Annotated in this window: 20 protein-coding genes; 7 read left to right on the top strand and 13 right to left on the bottom strand. The window is 73.7% G+C overall.

The window, feature by feature from the left end:
• Window positions 1–5 precede the first annotated feature (5 nt).
• Entirely contained in the window at window positions 6–671 is a 666-nt protein-coding gene (locus tag Q0817_RS02045) for a hypothetical protein (RefSeq protein ID WP_298583362.1), read from the top strand.
• Here Q0817_RS02045 and Q0817_RS02040 read toward each other — a convergent pair.
• The 6 genes from Q0817_RS02040 to serS form a co-directional block, all read right to left on the bottom strand.
• Window positions 629–1,609 (bottom strand): glycine betaine ABC transporter substrate-binding protein, encoded by a 981-nt coding sequence (locus Q0817_RS02040; RefSeq protein ID WP_298583360.1) that lies wholly within the window; start codon window positions 1,607–1,609, stop codon window positions 629–631. The two genes, Q0817_RS02045 and Q0817_RS02040, sit on opposite strands and share 43 nt — an antisense overlap.
• Window positions 1,606–2,418, bottom strand: a complete 813-nt coding sequence (locus Q0817_RS02035) for an ABC transporter permease (protein ID WP_298583359.1) — start codon at window positions 2,416–2,418, stop codon at window positions 1,606–1,608. Before Q0817_RS02035 ends, Q0817_RS02040 begins: the two co-directional genes overlap by 4 nt.
• Entirely contained in the window at window positions 2,415–3,656 is a 1,242-nt protein-coding gene (locus Q0817_RS02030; protein WP_298583357.1) for an ABC transporter ATP-binding protein, read from the bottom strand. The genes Q0817_RS02035 and Q0817_RS02030 overlap by 4 nt, the downstream gene beginning before the upstream one ends.
• Window positions 3,649–4,290, bottom strand: coding sequence for an ABC transporter permease (locus tag Q0817_RS02025; RefSeq protein ID WP_298583355.1), 642 nt, complete (start codon window positions 4,288–4,290; stop codon window positions 3,649–3,651). Before Q0817_RS02025 ends, Q0817_RS02030 begins: the two co-directional genes overlap by 8 nt.
• 156 nt (window positions 4,291–4,446) lie before the next feature.
• Window positions 4,447–5,448 (bottom strand): HAD family hydrolase, encoded by a 1,002-nt coding sequence (locus Q0817_RS02020; protein ID WP_298583353.1) that lies wholly within the window; start codon window positions 5,446–5,448, stop codon window positions 4,447–4,449.
• 74 nt (window positions 5,449–5,522) lie between these two features.
• Window positions 5,523–6,827, bottom strand: a complete 1,305-nt coding sequence (serS, locus tag Q0817_RS02015; protein WP_298583351.1) for a serine--tRNA ligase — start codon at window positions 6,825–6,827, stop codon at window positions 5,523–5,525.
• A gap of 158 nt (window positions 6,828–6,985) precedes the next feature.
• Between serS and Q0817_RS02010 the strand changes: the two genes are divergently transcribed.
• On the top strand, window positions 6,986–7,927 hold the full coding sequence (locus tag Q0817_RS02010) for a diacylglycerol kinase family protein (RefSeq protein WP_298583349.1): 942 nt from the start codon (window positions 6,986–6,988) through the stop codon (window positions 7,925–7,927).
• 36 nt (window positions 7,928–7,963) lie between these two features.
• Here Q0817_RS02010 and Q0817_RS02005 read toward each other — a convergent pair whose 3' ends face one another.
• The 4 genes from Q0817_RS02005 to Q0817_RS01990 form a co-directional block, all read right to left on the bottom strand.
• Window positions 7,964–8,290, bottom strand: a complete 327-nt coding sequence (locus Q0817_RS02005; protein WP_298583347.1) for a hypothetical protein — start codon at window positions 8,288–8,290, stop codon at window positions 7,964–7,966.
• Window positions 8,291–8,433: 143 nt separating this feature from the next.
• The gene (pheA, locus tag Q0817_RS02000; protein WP_298583345.1) at window positions 8,434–9,435 is read right to left on the bottom strand and encodes a prephenate dehydratase; all 1,002 of its coding nucleotides are present in this window, start codon (window positions 9,433–9,435) and stop codon (window positions 8,434–8,436) included.
• Window positions 9,432–9,767, bottom strand: a complete 336-nt coding sequence (locus tag Q0817_RS01995) for a rhodanese-like domain-containing protein (protein ID WP_298583343.1) — start codon at window positions 9,765–9,767, stop codon at window positions 9,432–9,434. Before Q0817_RS01995 ends, pheA begins: the two co-directional genes overlap by 4 nt.
• Window positions 9,768–9,841: 74 nt before the next feature.
• Window positions 9,842–11,539, bottom strand: coding sequence for a dihydroxyacetone kinase family protein (locus Q0817_RS01990; RefSeq protein ID WP_298583341.1), 1,698 nt, complete (start codon window positions 11,537–11,539; stop codon window positions 9,842–9,844).
• Between the two features lie 267 nt (window positions 11,540–11,806).
• Here Q0817_RS01990 and Q0817_RS01985 point away from each other — a divergent pair, with 267 nt between their 5' ends.
• The 4 genes from Q0817_RS01985 (at window position 11,807) to gabT (ending at window position 18,314) form a co-directional block, all read left to right on the top strand.
• The gene (locus Q0817_RS01985; protein WP_298583339.1) at window positions 11,807–13,276 is read left to right on the top strand and encodes an APC family permease; all 1,470 of its coding nucleotides are present in this window, start codon (window positions 11,807–11,809) and stop codon (window positions 13,274–13,276) included.
• Between the two features lie 146 nt (window positions 13,277–13,422).
• Complete coding sequence (locus Q0817_RS01980; protein WP_298583337.1) at window positions 13,423–14,964, top strand: PucR family transcriptional regulator; 1,542 nt, start codon at window positions 13,423–13,425, stop codon at window positions 14,962–14,964.
• Between the two features lie 297 nt (window positions 14,965–15,261).
• Entirely contained in the window at window positions 15,262–16,800 is a 1,539-nt protein-coding gene (locus Q0817_RS01975; RefSeq protein ID WP_298583335.1) for an NAD-dependent succinate-semialdehyde dehydrogenase, read from the top strand.
• Window positions 16,801–16,970: 170 nt separating this feature from the next.
• Window positions 16,971–18,314, top strand: coding sequence for a 4-aminobutyrate--2-oxoglutarate transaminase (gabT, locus tag Q0817_RS01970; protein WP_298583333.1), 1,344 nt, complete (start codon window positions 16,971–16,973; stop codon window positions 18,312–18,314).
• A gap of 143 nt (window positions 18,315–18,457) precedes the next feature.
• Here gabT and Q0817_RS01965 read toward each other — a convergent pair whose 3' ends face one another.
• Together Q0817_RS01965 and Q0817_RS01960 are read right to left on the bottom strand one after the other, a co-directional pair.
• A complete protein-coding gene (locus tag Q0817_RS01965) occupies window positions 18,458–19,411 on the bottom strand; it encodes a hypothetical protein (protein WP_298583330.1) in 954 nt (317 codons plus the stop codon).
• A 386-nt stretch (window positions 19,412–19,797) separates the two neighbouring features.
• Entirely contained in the window at window positions 19,798–20,226 is a 429-nt protein-coding gene (locus Q0817_RS01960) for a hypothetical protein (RefSeq protein WP_298583328.1), read from the bottom strand.
• Between the two features lie 129 nt (window positions 20,227–20,355).
• On the opposite strand from Q0817_RS01960, the gene Q0817_RS01955 reads away from it, so the two are divergent.
• On the top strand, window positions 20,356–21,867 hold the full coding sequence (locus Q0817_RS01955; protein WP_298583326.1) for an amidase: 1,512 nt from the start codon (window positions 20,356–20,358) through the stop codon (window positions 21,865–21,867).
• Between the two features lie 43 nt (window positions 21,868–21,910).
• On the opposite strand, the gene Q0817_RS01950 is transcribed toward Q0817_RS01955, so the two are convergent.
• Window positions 21,911–22,105: a hypothetical protein gene (locus Q0817_RS01950; RefSeq protein WP_298583324.1), complete on the bottom strand. Its 195-nt coding sequence runs from the start codon at window positions 22,103–22,105 to the stop codon at window positions 21,911–21,913.
• Window positions 22,106–22,146 lie beyond the last annotated feature (41 nt).

Genomic DNA, 22,146 nt, shown 5'->3' with positions numbered 1-22,146 from the left:
GGACCGTGTACGTCGTGACCCTGGAGCAGCGCCGCCGCGAGGCGGGCGACCTCGTGCCCGGCCTCCTGCGCCGCCTCGCGGACCTCGAGACCGTGGTGCCGTTCCAGCGTGCCCGGGCGCACGCGGTCCAGGGCATCACCGCCGAGCCCGGCGCGGCGGTCGCGGCCGTGCTCGCCGGGCTGCGCGGCGGGGCCTGGAGCGTGGGGGTCGGGGTGGGACCGGTCCGGCTCGAGACCGCGACCGACCCGGAGGGCCGGACGGGGCTGCGCGCCGACGGCCCCGGGACGGTGCACGGGCGCCGCGCCGCCGAGGCCGCCGCCGGGCGGGTGCCGGTGCACGTCGCCGCCGACGACGAGCCGGCCGCGGCGCAGGCGCAGGCCGTGCTGCGGCTGCTGGGCCGGATCGTGGCGGAGCGCAGCGACGCGGAGTGGCGCGTGGTCGACCTGCTCGTGCCCGGGGCCCGCGGCCAGCAGAAGGTCGTGGCCGCCGAGCTCGGCATCTCCCCGCAGGCCGTCTCCAAGGCGGTGGCGCGCTCCCTGTGGCAGGAGGAGTGGGAGGCCCGCCCCGCGGCGGCCCGACTGCTGGGCCTGTGCGAGCCGGAGCAGGACGGGCCGGTGCGCAGCGGGACTCAGGGCTCGACGATGAACCCCTCGGAGAGCATCCACTCGTAGGCGACGTCGGCCGGGTCCCGTCCCTCGACGTCCACCTGCCGGTTGAGCTCCTGCATGACGTCGTCGGTGAGCGCCGCGGAGATCGGTTCCATGACCTCCTCCATCCGCGGGAACTCCTCCAGCACCTCGGTGTTGTAGACCGGTGCCGCGTTGTAGGCGGGGAAGAACTGCCGGTCGTCCTCGAGGACGGTGAGGTCGAGCGCCGGGATGCGGCCGTCCGTCGAGAAGACCTCGCCGAAGTTGCACTCCCCGTCGTCCGTGGCCGAGTAGATGGCGCCGGTGTCGTAGATGCCGATGTTGTCCTCCGGCACCTCGCTGCCGCGGTCCAGGTCGTAGTGGGCGAGCATGGGCGTGAGCCCGTCGCTGCGGGAGTTGAACTCGGACTCGACGCAGAACGTCCGCTCGGCCACCGGCAGGGTCGCGATGTCCGAGACCGTCTCCAGGTCGTTGGCCTCCGCGTACTCGGACCGCACGGCCATGGCGTAGGTGTTGTTCAGCGATGCCGGCTCGCCCCACGTCAGCCCGTTGTCGAGGTCGGCCTCGCGCACGGCCTGCCACTGCTCCTGCTGGTCCGGGATGCCGGTCTCGTTGCCCATGTACGTCAGCCACGCCGTGCCGGTGTACTCGAAGGTGAGGTCGGCGTCCCCGGTGAGCATGAGCTCGCGCACGGGCTGGGAGCCGGGCACGTTGGTGATGTCCTCGGTCTCGAAGCCCGCGGCCTCCATGGCGAGCACCCCGATCTTGCCGAGGATGAGCTGCTCGGTGAAGTTCTTGGACGTCACCCGCACCTCCGTGTCCTCGGCGCCCTCGATGGGCTCGATGGAGCCGGGCTCGGCGGCGGGGACGTAGGCGGTGGAGGGCTCGAGCCCGCAACCGGTCAGGAGCAGGCCGGCGCAGGAGAGCAGCAGGACGCCGCCGGCGGCACGGGAGGTTCTCATCGCAGTCCCTTCGGGCGCGCGACGTGCTCCACCACGCGGCCGATCCAGTCGATGGCGAGCGCGAGCAGCGCCACGAGGATCGAGCCGGCGATCAGCACCCGCACGAGGTTGAGGTTGACCCCGGTGGTGATCAGCAGACCGAGCCCACCGCCGTTGACGAACGTGGCCAGGGTCGCGGTGCCGACCACCAGGATCAGGGCGGTGCGCACGCCGGCCAGCATGACGGGCACGGCCAGGGGCAGCTCGACACGGAACAGGACCGAGACGGCGCTCATCCCCATCCCGCGCCCGGCCTCGACGAGACTGCGGTCCACGCCGTCGAGGCCGACCATGGTGTTCTTCAGGACGGGCAGGATCGCGTAGACGATCAGCGCGACCACGGCCGCCTGGAAGCCGAAGCCGAACCAGAAGGCGAACAGGACGATGAGGCCCACCGCCGGGGCGGCCTGGCCGATGTTCGCCAGCGCGATCACCGGGCCGGTGAGGAAGCGCAGCGGCTTGCGGGTCAGGAGGATGCCCACCGGGATCGCGATGAGCAGGACCACCACGGTGGCCACGACCGTGAGCTGCAGGTGCTCCACGGTGTAGTTCCACAGCGAGTCGGGGCTCAGGGTCACGGCCTCCGTCTCCGTCAGCTCGGCCGTGGACAGCCACAGCACGAGCAGTCCCAGCGCCACGAGGATCGCCAGGAGCTGCAGGAGCAGACCCTTCCAGGTGCGCTGGTCCGTGTCGGCCGGGGACGGGCGGGACGCCGGGGCGTCGCCGGGGTCCTGCTCCGCGTCGGCGGGGCGCTCGGTCTGCGTGCTCATCGGTCCCCGCCTCCTGAGTTCGTGCTCACCGCGGGCATCTCCCCCGTGTTGTGGCCGAGGGGCGCGCCCTCCGCGGCCACGGCCCGGCGGGCCTCGGTGATCGCGGCCATGACGGTCTCGACGTAGATGACGCCCTCGAACCGGTCCCGCGCCCCCACGACGAGCGCGGCCCCCGTGCTGGAGACGAGCATCGTGTCCAGCGCGTCGTTGAGGGTGGCGCCCGTGCCGACCAGCGGCAGGCGCTCGTTGCGCTCGTCGGGGACGGTGTCGAAGCGCTCCAGCTGCCGGCGGGAGGGCCAGGACAGCGGCCGGTCCCGGTCGTCGACGACGACCACGTCGCGGGTGCCCGCCTCGTCGATCCGCCCGAGCACCGCCCGGACGTCCTCGCCGGGACGGGTGGTCACCGCGGGGACGAGGTCCACCTCCCGGACCCGGGTGAGGGTGAGCTGCTTGAGGCCCGCGCCCGAGCCGATGAAGTCCTCCACGAACTCGTCGGCCGGCTCGGCCAGGATCCGCTCGGGGGCGTCGTACTGGACGATCCGGGCACCCTCGTCGAAGACGGCGATCCAGTCGCCGAGCTTGACCGCCTCGTCGAAGTCGTGGGTCACGCACACGATGGTCTTCTGCAGCTCGTGCTGGATGTTGATGAGCTCGTCCTGGAGCCGCTGGCGGGTGATGGGGTCCACGGCGCCGAACGGCTCGTCCATGAGCAGCACGGGCGGGTCCGCGGCCAGGGCCCGGGCGACGCCGACCCGCTGCTGCTGCCCGCCGGAGAGCTCCCGGGGGTACCGGTCGCGGTAGACGGCGGGGTCGAGGGAGACGAGCTCGAGGAGCTCGTCCACCCGCGCGGCGATGCGCTTGCGGTCCCAGCCGAGCATCTTGGGGACCATGCCGATGTTGGTGGCCACGCTCATGTGCGGGAACAGCCCGCCGGCCTGGATCACGTAGCCGATGCCGCGGCGCAGCTCGTCGCCGTTCATCGAGGTCACGTCCTGGTCGTCGATGACGATCCGCCCGTCGGTGGGCTCGATGAGCCGGTTGATCATCTTCAGCGTGGTCGTCTTCCCGCACCCGGAGGGGCCCACGAGCATGACGATGCTGCCCGCGGGGATCTCCAGCGTGAGGCCGTCGACCGCGGCCCGGGCCTGCCCGGGGTAGCGCTTGGAGACGTTCTCCAGCAGGATCCGGGCCCCGGTGACGGAGGAGTCGGTGCTGGTGGTGGTCACGGAGTCAGACACGGATACCTCGCGATGTGGTGAGTCGGCCGAGCAGCACGAGCAGCCCGTCCAGGATGAGTGCGACGACGATGACGGCGACGACGCCGGTGACGACCGACGCGAAGGAGTTCGCGCCCCCGAGCCGCGAGAGGCCGGAGAAGATGAAGCCGCCCAGACCGGGGCCGAGCACGTAGGCGGCGATGGCGGCCACGCCCATCACCATCTGCGCCGAGACCCGCATGCCGGCCTGGATGACCGGCCAGGCCATCGGCAGCTCCACGCGCAGGAAGGTCGCCGCCCGGCCCATGCCGAGGCCGCGCGCGGCCTCGACGGTGGCCTGCGGGACCCCGGCCAGCCCGACGACCGCGTTGCGCAGGACGGGGAGGACGGCGAAGAAGGTGACGACGACGACCGCGGGGGTCACCCCGAAGCCCAGCGGGGCGATCAGCAGGCCGATGAGCGCGAAGGAGGGGATGGTCAGGCCCACGGCGGAGACGTTGTTGGCCACGGCCGTGAGCCGGGGCGAGCGGTAGCACAGCGCCGCGATGCCCACGGCGAGGACGGTGGCCAGGATCAGGCACTGGACCACCAGGGAGAAGTGCTGCCAGCTGGAGAAGAGGATCTGCTCCCACCGGTCGGACACGTACTCGATCACGGCACACCTCTCGGTCGTCGTCGATGACGTCGTCACCCGGTCTGCTGTGCACCTTACCACTCCGTTTTCATCGGAGTGACGCAGGTCACACCCTCGAGGGTGTCGCGGCGTCCGGCCACGACTGCACGACGAGTGCGGCCCCGTGCCCCGCGGGACTCAGACCAGCGAGCGCAGGATGCGGGCGACGCCGTCCTCGTAGACCGTGTGCGTCACCTCGTGGCACGCCGCCGCGACCTCGTCCGGGGACTGGCCCATGGCCACGCCGCGGGCGGCCCAGTCGAGCATCTCGATGTCGTTGCGGCCGTCGCCGACCGCGACCGTGTGGGACGGGTCCACCCCGAGCCGGCGGCGGACCTGCTCCAGGGCGCTGGCCTTGGACACGCCGTTGGCGGCGATGTCGAGCCAGGCGCTCCAGCCGACCGAGTAGGTGACGCCGTGCAGCCCGGCCTCGTCGATCGCCAGGGCGAACTCCTCCGGGGTGTGCTCGGTGCTGTACACCACCATGCGCACGGCCTTCATCCGCGCCAGCTGGTGCAGGTCCACGCCGATCGCCTCGATGCCGAAGGACGCGTCCTGGAAGCGCTCCGTGGAGTAGAAGGACCCGTCCTCGGTCTCGAGGGCGAACTTCGCGGTGGGCAGGCGCTGCTCGAGGGCCTCGAGGGCCTGGCCGGGGTCGAAGGAGACGCACTCGAGCACCCGGTGGTACTCGGGCAGCTCCGGGTCCAGCTCGAGCGTCATGCCCCCGTTGGAGCACACGGCGTAGCCGCGCTCCTGGCCGATGAGCTCGACCACGGGCAGGGTGGCCCCCTTGGAGCGGCCGGTGGAGATGACCACGTGGTGGCCGGCCTCGAGCACGGCCTGGGCCGCCTCGCGCACCGGCCGGGACATGTGGCCGTCGTGGTCGACGAGGGTTCCGTCGACGTCGAGGGCCACCAGGTACCGGACGCCCGCCTCCTTCTTCCACCCGTTCGAGCGGGGAGGCTGGACCTTGAGGGGGATCCGGACGTCGGCGGCGGAGCGCGCGGGCGCGGTGGTGCCGCCGGCAGTGTCGCTGAGGTCCTCCGAGTGCTCGACCTTCAGCGGGACGGTGGAGTTGATGCCGACGAGTTCGTGCTGGTCCTCGGTGCCAGCGGTCTTTTCTTTTGTCATGCGGGACATGGTGCCACATCACACCGACAGGATGGCCGAGATTTCGATGTGAGATGAACGGGAGCCGAACGCCGTCCGGCGGCTCAGCGACGGACGGGAATGACCTCCTGGCCGCGCAGATAGGGCCGCAGCGCCTCGGGGACGCGCACCGAGCCGTCGGCCTGCTGGTGGGTCTCGAGGATGGCGGCCAGCCAGCGGGTGGTGGCCAGCGTCCCGTTGAGGGTGGCCACCGTGCGGGTGCCGCCCTTGCGGACCTTGCCGGCGGCGTCCGTGGTCTCCGGCAGCCGCTCCCGGATGTTGAGCCGCCGCGCCTGGTAGGTGGTGCAGTTCGACGTCGACGTCAGTTCGCGGTACTTGCCCTGGGTGGGCACCCACGCCTCGCAGTCGAACTTGCGGGCGGCGGAGGTGCCGAGGTCCCCGGCGGCGGTGTCGATCACGCGGTAGGCGAGCTCGCACTTGGCGAGCATCTCCTCCTCCCACGCGAGCAGCCGCGCGTGCTCCGCCTCCGCGTCCTCCGGGGAGCAGTAGACGAACATCTCCAGCTTGTTGAACTGGTGCACGCGGATGATGCCCCGGGTGTCCTTGCCCCCGGAGCCGGCCTCGCGGCGGTAGCAGGAGGACCAGCCGGCATAGCGCAGCGGCCCCTCGGAGAGGTCGAGGATCTCGTCGGCGTGGAACCCGGCGAGAGGCACCTCCGAGGTGCCGACGAGGTAGAGCTCGTCCTTGCCCACGTGGTAGATCTCGTCGGAGTGCCCCACGTCGAAGCCCGTGCCGCTCATGATCTCGGGGCGCACCAGGTTCGGGGTGGTCATGGGGACGAACCCGTTGTCCACGGCCTGGTCCTGGCCCATGAGCAGCAGGGCGGTCTCGAGCCGGGCGACGTCCCGCTTCAGGAAGTAGAACCGGGCGCCGGAGACCTTGGAGCCCCGCTCCATGTCGATGCCGTCCACGAGCTCACCGATCTCGAGGTGGTCCTTCGGCTCGAGGCCCTCGCCGGCGAAGTCGCGGGGCTCGCCGACGGTCCTGAGCAGGACGAAGTCGTCCTCGCCGCCCGTGGGGACGCCCTCGAGCACGAGGTTGTCCACGACCGCCACGAGCTCGTCCTGCCGGGACCGGGCGGCCTCCGACGCCGCCTGCGCCTCCTTGACCCGGGCCGCCAGGTCCTTCACCTCGGCGAGCAGGGCCTGCTTCTCCTCGCCCCGGGCCCGGGCGACCTGCTTGCCGAAGGCGTTCTGCTCGGCCCGGAGGGACTCGTACTCGGTGATCAGGTGACGGCGCTCGACGTCCGCCTCCAGGATCCGGTCGATCAGGGAGACGTCCGCCCCGCGGGCACGCTGCGAGGCGCGGAAGACGTCGGGGTTCTCACGGAGCTGGTTGATGTCGATCACCCCAACAGGGTACCCAAGTCCCCGGGGCGCGACCGGGTTAGGGTGGAGGCCCGCCGCGATCCGCCCGGCGCCCCGGGCCCGCGGCACCGCGCCGCGGCCCACCGCCCCCACCGCACGGTGCCACCGGCCCCGGCGCCGCAGAACCGAGGAGTCCTTCCGTGACCGCCACCCCAGTGGCCCCCAAACGGGTCGCCGTCGTCATCAATCCCATCAAGGCCGACGCGGACGTCGCCCGCGACGCGGTCATCATCGGCTGCCGCAAGGGCGGGCTCCCGGATCCCGTGTTCCTGGAGACGGCGGAGGACGACCCGGGCGCCGCCATGACCCGGCGGGCGCTCGAGCAGGGCGTCGACCTGATCGTCGCCGCCGGCGGCGACGGCACCGTCCGGGCCGTGGCGGAGGCCATGATCGGCCACGACACCCCGCTGGGCCTGATCCCGCTGGGCACCGGCAACCTGCTGGCCCGCAACCTGGGCGCCGACCTGGGCGATCCGCACCGCAACGTGGACATCGCGCTCTTCGGCGCGGAGCGCGCCATCGACATGGCCACGTTCCGCGTGGAGCTCCAGGACGGGACGGTGCGGGAGCACGCGTTCTGCGTCATGGGCGGGGCCGGCTTCGACGCCCAGATCATGACGGACACCCGGGACGAGCTGAAGAAGCTGGTCGGGTGGGCGGCCTACGGGGAGGCCGGGGTCCGGCACCTGATCGCGCCCCCGCGGTGGGCGCGCTTCCGGATCGACGACGGCGAGTGGCAGAGCCGCCGCGTCCGCTCCGTGATGGCCGCCAACTGCGGGATCCTGACCGCGGGCCTGATCCTGGTGCCGCAGGCGAAGATCAACGACGGCCTGCTGGACCTCGTGGTGATGTCGCCGCGCAGCACGCTGGAGTGGGCGCTGATGGCAGCCAAGGTCGTCTTCCGGCAGCGGCGCGACCTGCCCGTGATCGAGTTCTTCGCCGCCAAGAAGGTGCGCGTGGAGTTCCACGAGCCCATCGAGTCCCAGATGGACGGGGACGGCACCGGGCTGATCAACGGGTTCGAGTCCGAGATCCTCCCCGGCGCGCTCTCCGTGCGGGTCCCGCCCACGCAGGGCGACTGACGTCCGCTCCGGCGCTCCGGCGCCGGGCGGCGCGGGTCAGTCGGCGGGGTCGGGCCGGCGGCTCAGGCCCGCCACGAACGCGCCCACGAGGGCGAGCACGGCAAGCCCCACGGCGAGGATCGGGCCCTGCCCGCGCTCCGTGAGCGGGGCGCCCGGCTCCGGGACCACGCGGGAGGCCGGCACGAGGTCCAGCGCGTCGGCGGTCCGCGGGTCGCCGACGACGGGGCCGGGCCCGACCTCGACGCGGACCACCTGGGTGGGCTCGGGCGATGCGGCCGCCGCCGCCGGCGGAGCGGCGAGCGCACAGGCCAGGACGGCGGGCGCTGCGGCGAGGGCGAGTCGGCGGACGGCGGGAGCGGGCATGGTGGCACCTCCGGTCGGGCTCGGTCCCGACCCGGGGGGTCGATCGACACCGGCTGAAGATCGCGGGCACGGACGCGCCCGCACTCCCCATGGTGCATGTATTCGCAATTGCTAACAAGCGGGGTGTGGTGCGCGTCCTCCCGTTACGCGGGTCCCGGCGCGCCCGGTGCGGACAGGGCGTCCGGGGCCCGGCGGTCGCGCCCCTGCAGGGCGGCGACCCAGGCCTCCGCCTCGCGGAAGGCCCCGTCGGAGTGGTGCCGGGCGACGGTCGCCACCTTGTGGTCGGCCCGCGGATAGGAGCCCAGGAAGCGCGTGCTGGGACAGACGCGGCGCAGCCCCTCGAGGGCGTCGGCCACGCGTGCGTCGAGGATGTGCCCGTCCACGTCCACGCTGAAGAAGTACTCGCCGAGGAAGTTGCCCGTGGGCCGGGACTCGATCCGCGAGAGGTTGACCCCCCGGGTCGCGAACTGCTCGAGGATCTCCATCAGGGCTCCGGCCCGGTCCTCCCACAGCGGGATGACGAGCGTGGTCCGGTCCGCGCCCGTGCGCGGCGGCAGCGGAGCCTCGGGCCGGGCCACGAGCACGAACCGGGTGACGGCGGCCCTGTTGTCCCCGATGTCCTCCGCCAGCACCTCGAGCTCGGGGTGCTGCTCGACGACCACGGGCGAGCAGACCGCGGCGTCGAAGCCGACGTCCCGCGCCGGCTCCTCGCGCCCCGGCCCGCCGGGCAGCAGCGCGAGCGCCGCGGCGGCCGTGGAGGACGCCGGGACGTAGTCGACGCCCGGCAGCCGCTCGTCCATCCAGCCCCGCACCTGGGCCCAGGCGTGGGAGTGCGTGGAGACGGTGCGGACGTCGGCGAGCGCCGTGCCGGGCGGGGCGACGAGCACGAAGCTGATGGGCACTAGCGCCTCACGGACGATGCGCAGCTCGCTACCCGAGGCCACGGCGTCGAGGGTGGCGGTCACACCGCCCTCCACGGAGTTCTCGATGGGCACCATGGCGGCGTCGACCTCGCCGGCGCGGACGGCCGCGAGCGCCACGGGCACGGAGGACACGGGGCGGCGCTCGGCCTCCCGGGCGCCCTCCACGCCCAGCAGCGCGGCCTCGGTGAAGGTGCCGGCTGGACCCAGGTAGGCGTACCTCACCGGACGGTCGGGGTCTCGCCCGTCTCGGACACCATGGGCTTCTCGGCGTCCAGCCACGCCCCCATGCCGCCCAGGACGTTGACGGGGTCGAAGCCGTACTGCTGGAGGTACGCCGTCGCCTTGAGGGAACGGCCGCCGGAGCGGCAGATCACGTACACGTCCTCGTCCACCGGCACCTCGCCGTAGCGCTCCGGGAGCTGCCGGAGCGGGATGTGCTGGGCGCCGTCGATGTGCCCGGCCTCCCACTCCTCGTCCTCGCGCACATCGAGGATGCGAGCGCCCTCGGGGATCTCCTCCACCGAGGCGCTGGGCAGGCTGTCCAGGTTGTCCATCGTCCGGGTCCTTTCGTTGCGGGTCGGTCTGCGGTGACCAGCCTAGTCCGGGGGCGTCGCGGCCGGGTCGCGGGTCAGCCGCCCGACCACGGGCGCAGGACGGCCTCGAGCCAGACGGTGACGGCCACCGCGCCGGGGTCCGGGGTGCCGACGGCCCGCTCCCCCACGTAGCTGGAGCGACCGAGTCCGGCCACCACCCCGGTCGTGGCCGCCGTCCCCTCCTCGGCACGGGCCAGGAGCCGGGGGGCGATCCGGTGCGGGGCGAGCTCCCCGGCCGGGACCCCGGCCAGGGTCCCGGCGGCGGGGAGGAGCGCGTCCATCATGGTGGAGTCCCCCACCCGGGCGCCGCCGAGCTCCTGCAGGCGGGCCACGGCGTCCTGGAACCCTGCGGCGAGGGCTTCGGGCCGGACCTGCCGCTCCCCGGGCTCGAAGGCCTCGCCGAGGGCCAGGACGAACAACGAGTAGAGCGGCCCGGAGGTGCCCCCGACCTCGTCCTGCAGGAGCTGGGCGACGGCCCGGAACCAGGTCCGCAGGTCCGGGGCCGCGCCCAGCTGCTCCCGGTGCGCCCGCAGGGCCCGCGCCCCCCGGGCGAGGTTGGTGCCCAGGTCCCCGTCCCCGACCTTCCGGTCGAGCTCGGTCAGCCGCGGCTCCGCCTCCTCGACCGCGTCCACGGCGCGCCACAGCGCGTCGAGCACGGCGGGGGCCACCGGCTCGGCGCCGGCCAGGTCCGCCAGCGGGTCGGGCAGGTCCACGGCGGTCTCGCGCGGGGACCCGGCCGGGACCGTGGGGGCGATCCATCCGGGGGCGTCGCTGCCGGCGCTCAGCAGCTCCAGCAGCTCGTCGTCCACCCGGGCCAGCGTGACCGAGGCACCGGGCATGTCCAGGCTGGTCAGGAGGGTCCCGGACCAGCACAGGCGCACGTCGAGCCCGTGCCGCCGGGCCGCCGTGAGCACCTCGCCCGCGAGGATCTCCAGCTCCAGCGGCGGCGTGGCCCCCAGCCCGTTGACCAGCACGACGACAGGATCCCCCTCGCGCAGTCCCCGGTCCGCCACGACGGTGTCGACCAGCCGGGAGGCGACGTACCGGGCGGAGTCGGCGGTGCCGCGCTCCAGGCCCGGTTCACCGTGGATGCCCAGCCCCCACTCCACCTCGTCGTGACCGAGGTCGAAGTTGGTGTCCTCGGCCCCGGGGGCGAGGCTCGGGCCCAGGGCGAGACCCATGGTGCCCATCCCCGGCAGGAACTGCTCGACCAGGTCCTGGATCTCTGCGACCCCGCGGCCGGCCTCGGCGGCCGCACCGGCGATCTTGTGCACGAGCACCGTGCCGCCGACCCCGCGGCGGCCCGCGCCGGCGGAGTCGCCCAGGGCGACGTCGTCGGCCACGACGACCGTGGCCACGGTCTGCCCGGCGGCCTGCGCGGTCTCCGCGGCCAGCCCGAAGTTCAGGCGGTCCCCGGTGTAGTTCTTCACGACGAGCAGCACGTCCCGGTCCTCGCCGACCGCCTGCAGCGCCGCCTGCACGGCGTCCACCGACGGGGAGGTGAACACCGGTCCGCAGACGGCGGCGTCGAGCATGCCGCGGCCCACGAAACCGGCGTGGGCGGGTTCGTGCCCGGAGCCCCCGCCGGAGATGAGCGCCACCTTCCCGTCCGCCCGCTGCGCCCGCACGACGACGGGCCGGCCGGTCACCCGGGCGAGCTCGCGATTGCGGGCGGTGAGCCCGGTGATGAGGTCCTCGACCACGTCGGCGGGGTCGTTGATCAGTTTGCGCATGGCGGTCCTTCGGTCGCGGGGACGGTGGAGACTCGGCACCAGCAGACCACGGACGGGGACCCGCCGCCAAGGGTCCCACCGATCGCCCCTGCCCGGGGAGACGGCCGCCGCGCCGTTCGCCGCGGGCGTTCGCCCCCTCCGACTTCCAGGCGGCACACAGAAACGAAACAATCCCTGTATAAATTGTGCCCTCGCCGCCGGGAGTGCCGTGCGGCAGCTCGGACCAGGCACCTCGTCGCGGTGTCCTCGACAGAAGGAAGAACTCCCATGAGCACCATCGAACCCCGCAGCGCGGGGCCCGAGGCCCCGGACCGCGAGGACCACGGCTTCAAGAAGGTCCTGGGCCGCCTCGACGCGATCGCCCTCGGCTTCGGCGCGATGATCGGCTTCGGCTGGGTCATCCTCACCGGCGAGTGGCTCGCCGAGGCCGGCACCATGGGCGCCGTGCTGGCCCTCGTCACCGGCGGGCTCATCATGGCCGTCGTGGGACTCGTCTACGGCGAGCTCGTCGCCGCCATGCCGTACGCCGGCGGGGAGCACAACTACCTCCTGCGCGGCATGGGCGCGCGCTGGGCGTTCGTGGGCTCCTGGGCCATCACGGGCGGCTACATCACCATCGTGGCCTTCGAGGCCGTCGCGGTGCCGCGCACCGCGCAGTACATCTTCCCCGGCCTGAGCCAGATCCCGCTGTGGACGGTGGCCGGCTTCGAGGTGAACCTGACCTGGGCGCTGGTGGGGGCGCTGACCGCCGTCCTGATCACCGGGATCAACATCCGGGGCGTCAAGCACGCCTCCGTGGTGCAGATCTTCGTGATCCTCTTCCTGCTGATCGTGGGGCTCATGATGCTCTTCGGCGCGTTCACCGAGGGCTCCGCGGCCACCATGGAGCCGTTCTTCACCCCCGGCACCGCGGGCTTCTTCCTCGTGCTCGTGACCGTCCCGTTCCTGTTCGTCGGCTTCGACGTCATCCCCCAGGTCTCCGAGGAGATGCACCTGCCGCCGAAGAAGCTCGGGGGCACCATCATCATCTCCGTGCTCCTCGCCGCCGCGTGGTACGTGATGGTCGTGCTCACCACCTCCGCGTCCATGTCCGCCGAGGACCTCTCCGGCGCGGACATCGCCGTGGCCGACGCCATGGGCTCCGCCTTCGACAGCACGGTCGTGGCCAACCTCCTCATCGCCGGCGGTCTCGCCGGCATCCTCACCTCCTGGAACTCCCTCCTCATGGGCGCGTCCCGCCTGCTGTGGGCGCTCGGCAACACCCGGATGGTGCCGCGGTGGTTCGGCCGCCTGCACCCGAAGTACGGCACCCCCGCCAACGCCCTGCTCTTCGTGGGCGCCGTGTCCTTCGTGGCGCCGTTCTTCGGCGCGGAGATGCTCGGCTGGCTCGTGGACTCCGGGTCCCCGTCCATCGTGATCGCCTACGCCCTGGTCTCGGTGGTCTTCGTGATCCTGCGCCGACGCGAGCCCGGCATGGAACGCCCCTTCCGGATCGGCGGCCGCAGCCACGGCGGCACGGCGATCGGCGTGCTCTCGGTGATCCTGTGCCTCGCCCTCATCAGCCTGTACCTGCCCGGCATGCCCGCCTTCCTGAGCGCGCCCGCCTGGACGATCTTCGGGGTGTGGTGGCTGCTCGGGCTCGTGTTCCTGCTGCGCATCCCCACCGGGATCCGGCCGGGCCCCGACGCCGAGCACCGGCTCGTCGCCGAGGTCGAGCGCCGCCGGCAGCAGGGCTGAGCCCGTCGGCGCGCCGGGAACCGCTTCCCTAGGCTGTCCCCGGCGCGCCGCTGAAGAGGTTGCCGCAGACGCCACCACAGAGGCCACCACAGGAGGCCACCACAGGAGGCCACCACAGAGGCCACCGCAGAGGAGGAGGACTGCCCATGGTCACGGTCACCCAGGTGCTCGGCCTCCCCGGGCTCGGGCTGGAGCCCGTCGTCGAGGCGGCCACCGATCTGCCCGTGAGCTGGGTGGTGACCAGCGAGCTCGCCGACCCCACCCCGTACCTCGAGGGCGGTGAGGTCCTGCTGCTGACCGGCATCCACACCTCCGCCCGGGAGCACTCCTGGACGGAGTACGTCGGCCGGCTCACGGACCGGGGCGTGGTGGCGCTGGGCCTGGGTGTGGGCCGGCAGCTGTCCTACCTCCGTGTGCCGGACGCCCTCGCCGCCGCGTGCCGGGACGCCGGGCTGACCCTGTTCCGGGTGCCCGAGCGCACGCCCTTCCTGGGCATCATCCGCGCCGCCGCCGAGATGCGGGCGGCCGAGGCGCGCACCGCCCTCGAGGCGATGCTGTCGGAGCAGCGGAGCCTGACGCGGGCGGCCGTGGGGCGCAACGGCCCGGCCCGGGTGATCCGCACGCTGGTGGCGGTGCTCGGCGGCGGATGGGCGGGGGTGTGCACGGCGGACGCCCGGATCGTGGAGCGCTCCGGCCCCGGGCTGCCCGAGCTGCCCCCGGGCCGGACGCTCCCCGACCTCCTCGACCGGCTGCGTCCGGCCGGGCTGCGCGGGTCCCTGAGCGAGTCCGGCCCGGCGGGCGCGGTGGTCGTCCATCCCCTCGGGGTGGACGGCGTCCCCCAGAGCTACCTCGTGGTGTCCCTGCCCGGTGCGGTCGATCCCGTCCGGACCGGCGTGATCGCCACCGCGGTGGCCCTGCTCTCGCTGCACGCGGAGCGCGCCGCGGAGCAGGCGCTGTTCCGCCGCCGGGTCCGGGCGGGGGCCCTCGCCCTCCTGCTCAACGGCGAGGTGCGGTCGGCGGACGCGCTGCTGGAGGTGGCGGACGACACGACGTGGTCGACGGTCCCCCGGGTGCGGGTGGCCCGCCTGCTCGGCGGCGCCGAGCAGCTCCGGGACGGCGTGCGGCGGCTCGAGTCGGGCAGCACCCACGGCACCCGACCCGTGCTCGTCGGGGCACCGGCCACGGAGCCGTCCGGCGAGCAGACCGCCGCGGTCCTGCTGGAGGACCTCCCGGAGCGGCTCGCCGAGGTGCGCGCCGCCGCCGAGGCCTCGGGACTGCGGGCCGGCATCGGCGGCCCGTCGGCCGTGCACGAGACGGACGCGAGCGACCGGGAGGCCCGCGAGGCCCTGGAGCGCACGACGGACCGGCAGCGCGTCGGCACGTGGGACGACCTCGTGGCGGGCGGCGTCGCCGGCCTGCTGCCCCCGGAGGCGGCCCGAGCCTGGGCCCGGCAGCTGCTGCGCCCCGTCGACCGGGCCGGGCGGCTGCCCCTGCTGCGCACGTTCCTCGCGCACAACGGCAACCGGAGTGGGACGGCCGAGGCCCTGGGGATCCACCGCAACACCCTGCAGCAGCGACTGCAGGCGATCGAGGAGGTGCTCGGCCGGTCCGTCGACGACCCGCAGCTGCGCGCGGAGCTGTGGATCGCCCTGCGCCTCTCCGAACGGCCCGACCGGTCCGCGCCGTAGTCCGCCGTCGTCACCCCTGTGCACTGTGCACAACACCCCCGCAAAAGTTCAGCATCCTGCTGGGTCCCTTCGGCGCTAGCCTGAAGCTGTCGAGGGACCGCGGCGGCCCTGGGCACCGGCTCCGCCCCGGCCCGACGTCACACGGTGACGGCTTCCCCGCGGGGAAGCCCGCCCGGAGCCCTACGATGGACGGGCGGGCCCAGTGCTGTCGCCCGCCCGTCCGACGAACCCCTTGACGCAGCGCAGCGGCACCGGCGCCCGGTGGCGTGGTGCGCGTCGACGAAGAGAGGCTGATACATGAGCACCACGGACAAGGCCCCCGCGGCCACCGGCATGCAGGACCGCATCGAGGCGGTCCTGGCCAAGACCCCCACGGGGCTGCTGATCAACGGCCAGTGGCGCGACGCCTCGGACGGGGCCACCTTCGAGGTGGAGAACCCGGCCACCGGCGAGGTCCTCGCGACCATGGCCTCGGCCACCCGGGAGGACTCCCAGGCCGCGATGGACGCCGCCGCCGACGCCCAGGAGTCCTGGGCCCGCACCCCGGCCCGGGAGCGCTCGGAGATCCTGCGGCGCGCCTTCGACCTCGTGCAGGAGCGCGCCGAGGACCTCGCGCTGCTGATGACCCTGGAGATGGGCAAGCCGCTGGCCGAGGCCGCCGGTGAGGTCAAGTACGGCGGGGAGTTCCTGCGCTGGTTCGCCGAGGAGGCCGTGCGCGACTACGGCCGCTACCTGGACACCCCCGAGGGCAACCTCCGGATGCTGGTGACCCACAAGCCCGTGGGCCCGTGCCTGCTGATCACCCCGTGGAACTTCCCGCTGGCGATGGCCACCCGCAAGGTCGCCCCGGCCGTGGCCGCCGGCTGCACCATGGTGCTCAAGCCCGCCCGGCTCACCCCGCTCACCTCCCAGTACTTCGCCCAGCTCATGCTGGACGCCGGTCTGCCGGCCGGCGTGCTCAACGTCGTCTCCTCCAAGTCCGCCTCTTCCGTGTCCGAGCCGATCATGGCCGACCCGCGGCTGCGCAAGGTCTCCTTCACCGGCTCCACGCCGGTGGGCAAGCAGCTGATGAAGCTGGCCACCGACAACGTGCTGCGCACCTCCATGGAGCTCGGCGGCAACGGGCCGCTGATCGTCTTCGAGGACGCCGACATCGACAAGGCCGTGGCCGGGGCGATGGCCGCGAAGATGCGCAACATGGGCGAGGCCTGCACGGCCGCCAACCGGCTGCTGGTGCACGAGTCGGTCGTCGACGAGTTCGTCGAGAAGATGGCCGCGAAGATGGCCGCGCTCACCGTGGGCAACGGCGTCGACGACGGGGTGACCGTGGGCCCGATGGTCGAGGCCAAGGCCCGCGACTCCGTCGAGGAGTTCGTCACCGACGCCGTCGAGCGCGGGGCGAAGGTCGTCGTCGGCGGCAAGCGCGTGGACGGGCCCGGCTACTTCTTCGAGCCGACCCTCCTGCGCGACGTCCCCGTCGACGCCCGCGCGGTGACCGAGGAGATCTTCGGCCCCGTGGCGCCGGTCGTGACGTTCAAGGACGAGGACGAGGCCGTGGCCCTGGCCAACTCCACCGAGTACGGCCTGGCCTCCTACGTGTTCACCGAGAACATCTCCCGCGGCCTGCGCATCGGCGACCGCATCGAGTTCGGCCTGATGGGCCTCAACGTCGGGGTGATCTCCAACGCCGCCGCCCCGTTCGGCGGCGTCAAGCAGTCCGGCCTGGGCCGCGAGGGCGGCGCCGAGGGCCTGCACGAGTACACCACCACCCAGTACATCGGCGTGGAGAACCCCTGGAGCAACGTCCCCGTCAGCGGCGCGGGCACCCCCGCCTGAGGCCCTGACCCGCGCTCCCCGCCACGGGACGGCGGTCGTCGCAGGCAGCTGCGGCGACCGCCGTCCCGTGCCGGGGCACGCCCGCTCGACGTCCCCGTCCCCACCGTCCCGTCCCCGCAGTCCCCGTCCCCACCGTCCCACCCTCTTCCCCACCGAAAGGAGATCTCGCCGTGACCGAGATCCAGTACCGCCTCGAGCAGGTCCGCCGCGTCGACGGAGCCCTCCCGGGCCCGACGTCCCGCGAGCTGTCCGAGCGGCGTGCCGCGGCCGTCGCCTCCGGAGTCGCCTCGTCCGTGCCCGCCTACGCCGCGGACGTCGACGGCGGGATCGTGCTCGACGTCGACGGCAACCAGCTCGTCGACCTCGGCTCCGGCATCGCCGTGACCACCGTGGGCGGCTCCGCCCCCGCCGTGGTCGCCAAGGTGCAGGAGGCCGTGGCGCACTTCACGCACACCTGCTTCATGGTCACCCCGTACGAGGGCTACGTGGCCGTCGCGGAGAAGCTCGCCGAGCTCTCCCCCGGCGACCACCCGAAGAAGGCGGCACTGTTCAACTCCGGCTCCGAGGCCGTCGAGAACGCCGTGAAGATCTCCCGCGTGCACACCGGCCGCCAGGCCGTCGTCGTGTTCGACCACGCCTACCACGGCCGCACCAACATGACCCTCGCGATGACCGCCAAGGTGATGCCCTACAAGCAGGGCTTCGGCCCGTTCGCCGGCGAGGTCTACCGCGTGCCCGTGTCCTACCCGTTCCGGGACCCGGAGGGCATGACCGGCGCCGAGGCCGCCCGCCGCGCGCTGTTCCAGGTGGAGAAGCAGGTCGGCGCGCAGAACGTGGCCGCCGTCGTGATCGAGCCCATCCAGGGCGAGGGCGGGTTCATCGTGCCGGCCGACGGCTTCCTGCCCGCACTGTCCGAGTGGTGCACCGACAACGGCGCCGTGTTCGTCGTCGACGAGGTGCAGTCCGGCATCGCGCGCACCGGCGAGTGGTTCGCCGTGGACCACGAGGGCGTCGTCCCCGACCTGATCACCGTGGCCAAGGGCGTGGCCGGCGGCATGCCGCTGTCCGGCGTGGTCGGCCGCGCCGAGATCATGGACTCCGTGCACGCCGGCGGCCTCGGCGGCACCTACGGCGGCAACCCCGTGGCCTGCGCCGCCGCCCTGGGTGCGCTGCAGACCATCGAGGAGTGGGACCTCGTCGCCCGCGCCCGCCGGGTCGAGGAGATCATCCGCGAGGAGCTGGCCCCGGTGGCCGAGGAGACCGGCATCGTGGGCGAGATCCGCGGCCGCGGGGCCATGATGGCGCTCGAGTTCGTCCGCCCCGGCGGCACGGAGCCCGACGCCGACGCGGCCAGGGCGATCGCCGCGGAGTGCCTCGCCCAGGGCGTCATCATCCTGACCTGCGGAACCTTCGGCAACATCGTGCGCCTGCTGCCTCCGCTCGTCATCGGCGAGGACCTGCTGCGCGACGGCCTGCGGGTGCTCGCGCGGGCCGTCCGCACCGCAGCGGCCTGAACGAGCATCGAGGGGTCTCGTTCAGCACCACCCTCCCGCCGAGGGGTCTCGTTCGCACGGTCGGACCGTCACATTCCGACCGGACGGGCCCCCTCGGCGCTGCGGGCGGCCGGTTGCGACCCCTCGCCCCTCGACTCGGCCCCTCACAGGCGGTGCGCGATGCCCATGGCCTCCCACACCAGGGCGACCGCCACCGGCACCCGGCCCCGCGTCGTCGTCGTGTGCCGGTGCAGGTCGTGGGCGCAGATCCGGAGCTCCCGCCACCCGGCCGACTCCGTGGCCCGCAACCGCCTGATGTCCACCACTCGCTGCTCCGCCCGGTCGTGGTGGGCACCCTCGTACTGCAGGCTGAGCCGGTGGCTCTCCAGGGCCAGGTCGGGCTGCGCCAGCAGCGTCCCGTCGGACCCCAGCAGAGGATGGTCGAGCACCAGTCCCCGGATCCCGTGGTCCTCGAGCAGCAGCCGCAGCCGTGTCTCGCCGGGCGAGTCAGACCCCACCCGCATCCGTTCGACCGCTGCGCGGGCCGTGCGGATGCCACGCCGCCCGGCGTGCTCCCGCACTCCGGTCTCGAGCTCGTCCGGTCGGCACACCGCGGCCACGGCCCGGCGGATCCCGTAACGGTGGGCGTCGACCAGTCCGTCGGCGAGCACCACTGCCTCCGTCACCGTGAGCTCGGCGCAGACGTCCAGGAACGTGCGCACCGGTGACGTGACGGCCACCCCGTGGACACGGACCACCTCGTGCGGACCGTGGCATCCCCTCCGGCAGACGACGCCGGGCCGCCTCAGGGCCCTCGAGTTGTCGGCGCGCGAGAGCCACAGCTCCGAGGACCGCTGCCAGCGGGCAGGAACCCGCATCCGGTGGAGCAGCGCCGCGGAGCGGTGGCTGATCACCGTCCCCGGATACCGGCGGGTCAGTGCCCGTGCCGCTTCCAGCAGAGGAGCAGGACAGCCGGTGGGGACTCGCACTCCCCTGCCGACGGGACTGGTGAGGTCGGAGTCACGGAGCCGGTGCTCCGCGACGCCCAGTGCGAGGGCCTCCTGACGTGAGAAGCCGATTCCACGGAGCTCGGGCGGCAGGGGTCCGGGGTGTCTCATGGCGAGAGCCTGATCGCCGTGGACGGGCGGAGGACGGCTCGAGCACATGGAGTGGTGCAATCTGCCCTCCCGGACCGTCATCTCGCCCCGGTGGAGTGCGGTTGCGCCGCTCTGCATCCTTCAGCCCCTTCACGGCGAGGGGGCGGGTTCTGCACGCCTCCATCACCGACGGGTCGCTTCCGGACCCTCCGCGCCACCGAGTCCCACCGAACGCGACCCCTCGCACCCCTGGAGTGCCGAACACGACCCCTCGAGCCCCAGGAGTGCCGAACGCGACCCCTCGAGCCCCAGGAGTGCCGAACGCGACCCCTCGAGCCCCAGGAGCGCCGAACGCGACCCCTCGCGCCCCAGGAGTGCCGAACGCGACCTCTCGGCACGGTGGGAGGTCAGCCGGAGCAGCGCTCCTGCAGGCCTCTGACCTCCTGGACCACGCTGATGAAGGAGCGTTCGCCCTGCCGGAAGCCGGCGACGGCCTCACGGACGGAGGTGAGCTGCCCGGACAGCTCGTCCGGGGCGGTGGCGGCCAGCTCGTCGACCTCGGCGAACAGTCCCGCGGGATCGTCCCGCAGCTGCTGCGGGGCGGCGCGCACGGTCTCCAGCACGCGGGCGCACGTCTGCCGGACGGTGGCGACCGACGCGTCGCCGGAGGCCGTGGGGGCGCTCGTGGGGGCGCTCGTGGCGACGGCCGCCGGATCCTCCGGCCCGGCGCCGGCCGCGGACTCCCGCTCCGCGGAGGAGCAGCCGGTGAGGGCCAGGAGCAGGACGGCCACCGCGGCGCGGGTCACCGCGGGACGGGGCGCACGGGCTGTCGGCACGGGGATCTCCTGCGGGGCCGGGGAACCAGGGGGGCCCGGGCGCTTCCGGACAGCCGTCAGCCTACTAGCCTGGGCCCAGCGCCCCGCGGACCCGGACGGGAGCCGCGCGACCTTCGGACAGGAGCCGCCGTGACCCCGATCGGAGACCTCAGCGCCGTGCAGCTGCGGGACGCGCTGGCGCGCGGAGAACTGCGTGCGGTCGAGACCGCCGAGCACTTCCTGGCCAGGATCGAGGAGCGCAACCCGGCGCTGGGGGCGTTCGTCCACGTGGCCGCGGACCTCGCCCTCGCCCGGGCGCGCGCGCTCGACGCGCTGCCTCCCGGGGCCGCGCGCGGACCGCTGCACGGCGTGCCGCTCGCGCTGAAGGACCTGCACGACGTCGCGGGCATGCCCACCACCTACGGTTCCGCCGCGGTGGCCGGTCAGCGCGGGGGCGCGCCCGTGGCGGAGACCGACGACGACCTCGCGGCCGTGCTGAGCGCGACCGGCGCCGTGTTCCTGGGCAAGACCCAGGTGCCCGAGTTCGGCCTCGACTGCTACTCCGAGAACCTCGTGGCCCCGCCCGCCCGGAACCCGTACGACCCGTCGACGGGGGCCGGCGGGTCCTCGGGCGGCCAGGCGGCGGCCGTGGCGGCGGGTCTGCTCCCGGTGGCGCCGGGCTCCGACGGCGGAGGATCGGTGCGCATCCCGGCGGCGGCGTGCGGACTGGTCGGGCTCAAGCCCAACCGCGGCCGGGTGCCCACCGCGGACGCACAGTCGGACGCCGCCCAGCTGGTGGTCCACGGGCCCCTCGCCCACACGGCCGAGGACGCGGCGCTGCTGCTCGACGTCCTGTGCTCCCCCGCGCCCGGCCCGGCGCACGGCAACGTGGTGCGGCGGGCGGTCCGCGCCGCCCCGCAGGGGTCGTTCCTCGACGGCGTGCGCGCGGCCCGGCGGGGCGACCTCCCGTGGGGGGACCGGCCGCTGCGGATCGGGGTGAGCACCGCCTCCCCCTTCGACGCCGTCCAGGACGTGGAGGTCTCCCCGGAGGCGCGCGCCGCCCTCGAGGCCGGTGTCGCCCGGCTGCGGGCCGCCGGGCACGAGGTCGAGGAGGCCGAACTGTCCTACGACCCCGAGTACCCCGGTGCGTTCTTCGACGTGTGGACCACCTCGATGGGCACCGCGCCCCTCGACGAGGACCAGGCCGGGAGGCTGACCGGGCTCGCGGGCGAGTTCCGGGCCCGCGCCCTGCGCCGGTCCGCGGTCGAGCTGGCGCGGGCCGTGAACGTCCTGCGCCGCGTCGAGCAGGACGTGGTGCGGGCGTACGGCGCCTGGGACGTGGTCCTGACGCCCGCGCTCGCCATGACTCCGCGTCCGCTGGGCTGGTACTGGGAGGGCTTCGACCTCGCGGACCCCGCGGGCGCGGAGCAGGACTACCGGCGCCAGTGCGGGTACACGCCGTGGACCTCGGTCGTGAACGTCGTGGGCCTGCCCGCGGTGACCGTCCCGACGCTGTGGACCCGCCCGGCGGGCGACGACGACGGGCCGGTCGTGCCCATGGGCGTCCAGCTCATCGGCCGTCCCAGCGCGGAGGCGCAGCTGCTCGCCGTCGTCGCCCAGCTCGAGGACCGGGGCCTCCCCGGGCCCCGCCCCGCGGTCTAGAGGCCATGCAGTGGCTCCGGAGTCGCCCGGGAGCCAGTGCACATCAGGAGTGGCCCAGGGCCTCCTCGTCCGTCCCGGGGTCGTCGCCCGGCTCGGTGGCCGCCTCGGGGTCCTCCTCGGGCTCGAAACCGGTCGCGTTCTCGTCGGCGGTGAGCCCGATGCCCTGCTCGTTGTCCGGGACGGTGCCCTCCGGGCCCTTGCCCGAGCCCTCGGTCGTCTCGTCGGGTGCGTTGCTCATGGTGTCGGTCCCCTCGTTCGGTCCTGCCCTGGCTGGTGTCC

This window comes from uncultured Kocuria sp., assembly GCF_947500125.1.
GTDB lineage: Bacteria > Actinomycetota > Actinomycetes > Actinomycetales > Micrococcaceae > Kocuria.
This window is presented reverse-complemented; position numbering and strand designations above follow the sequence as displayed.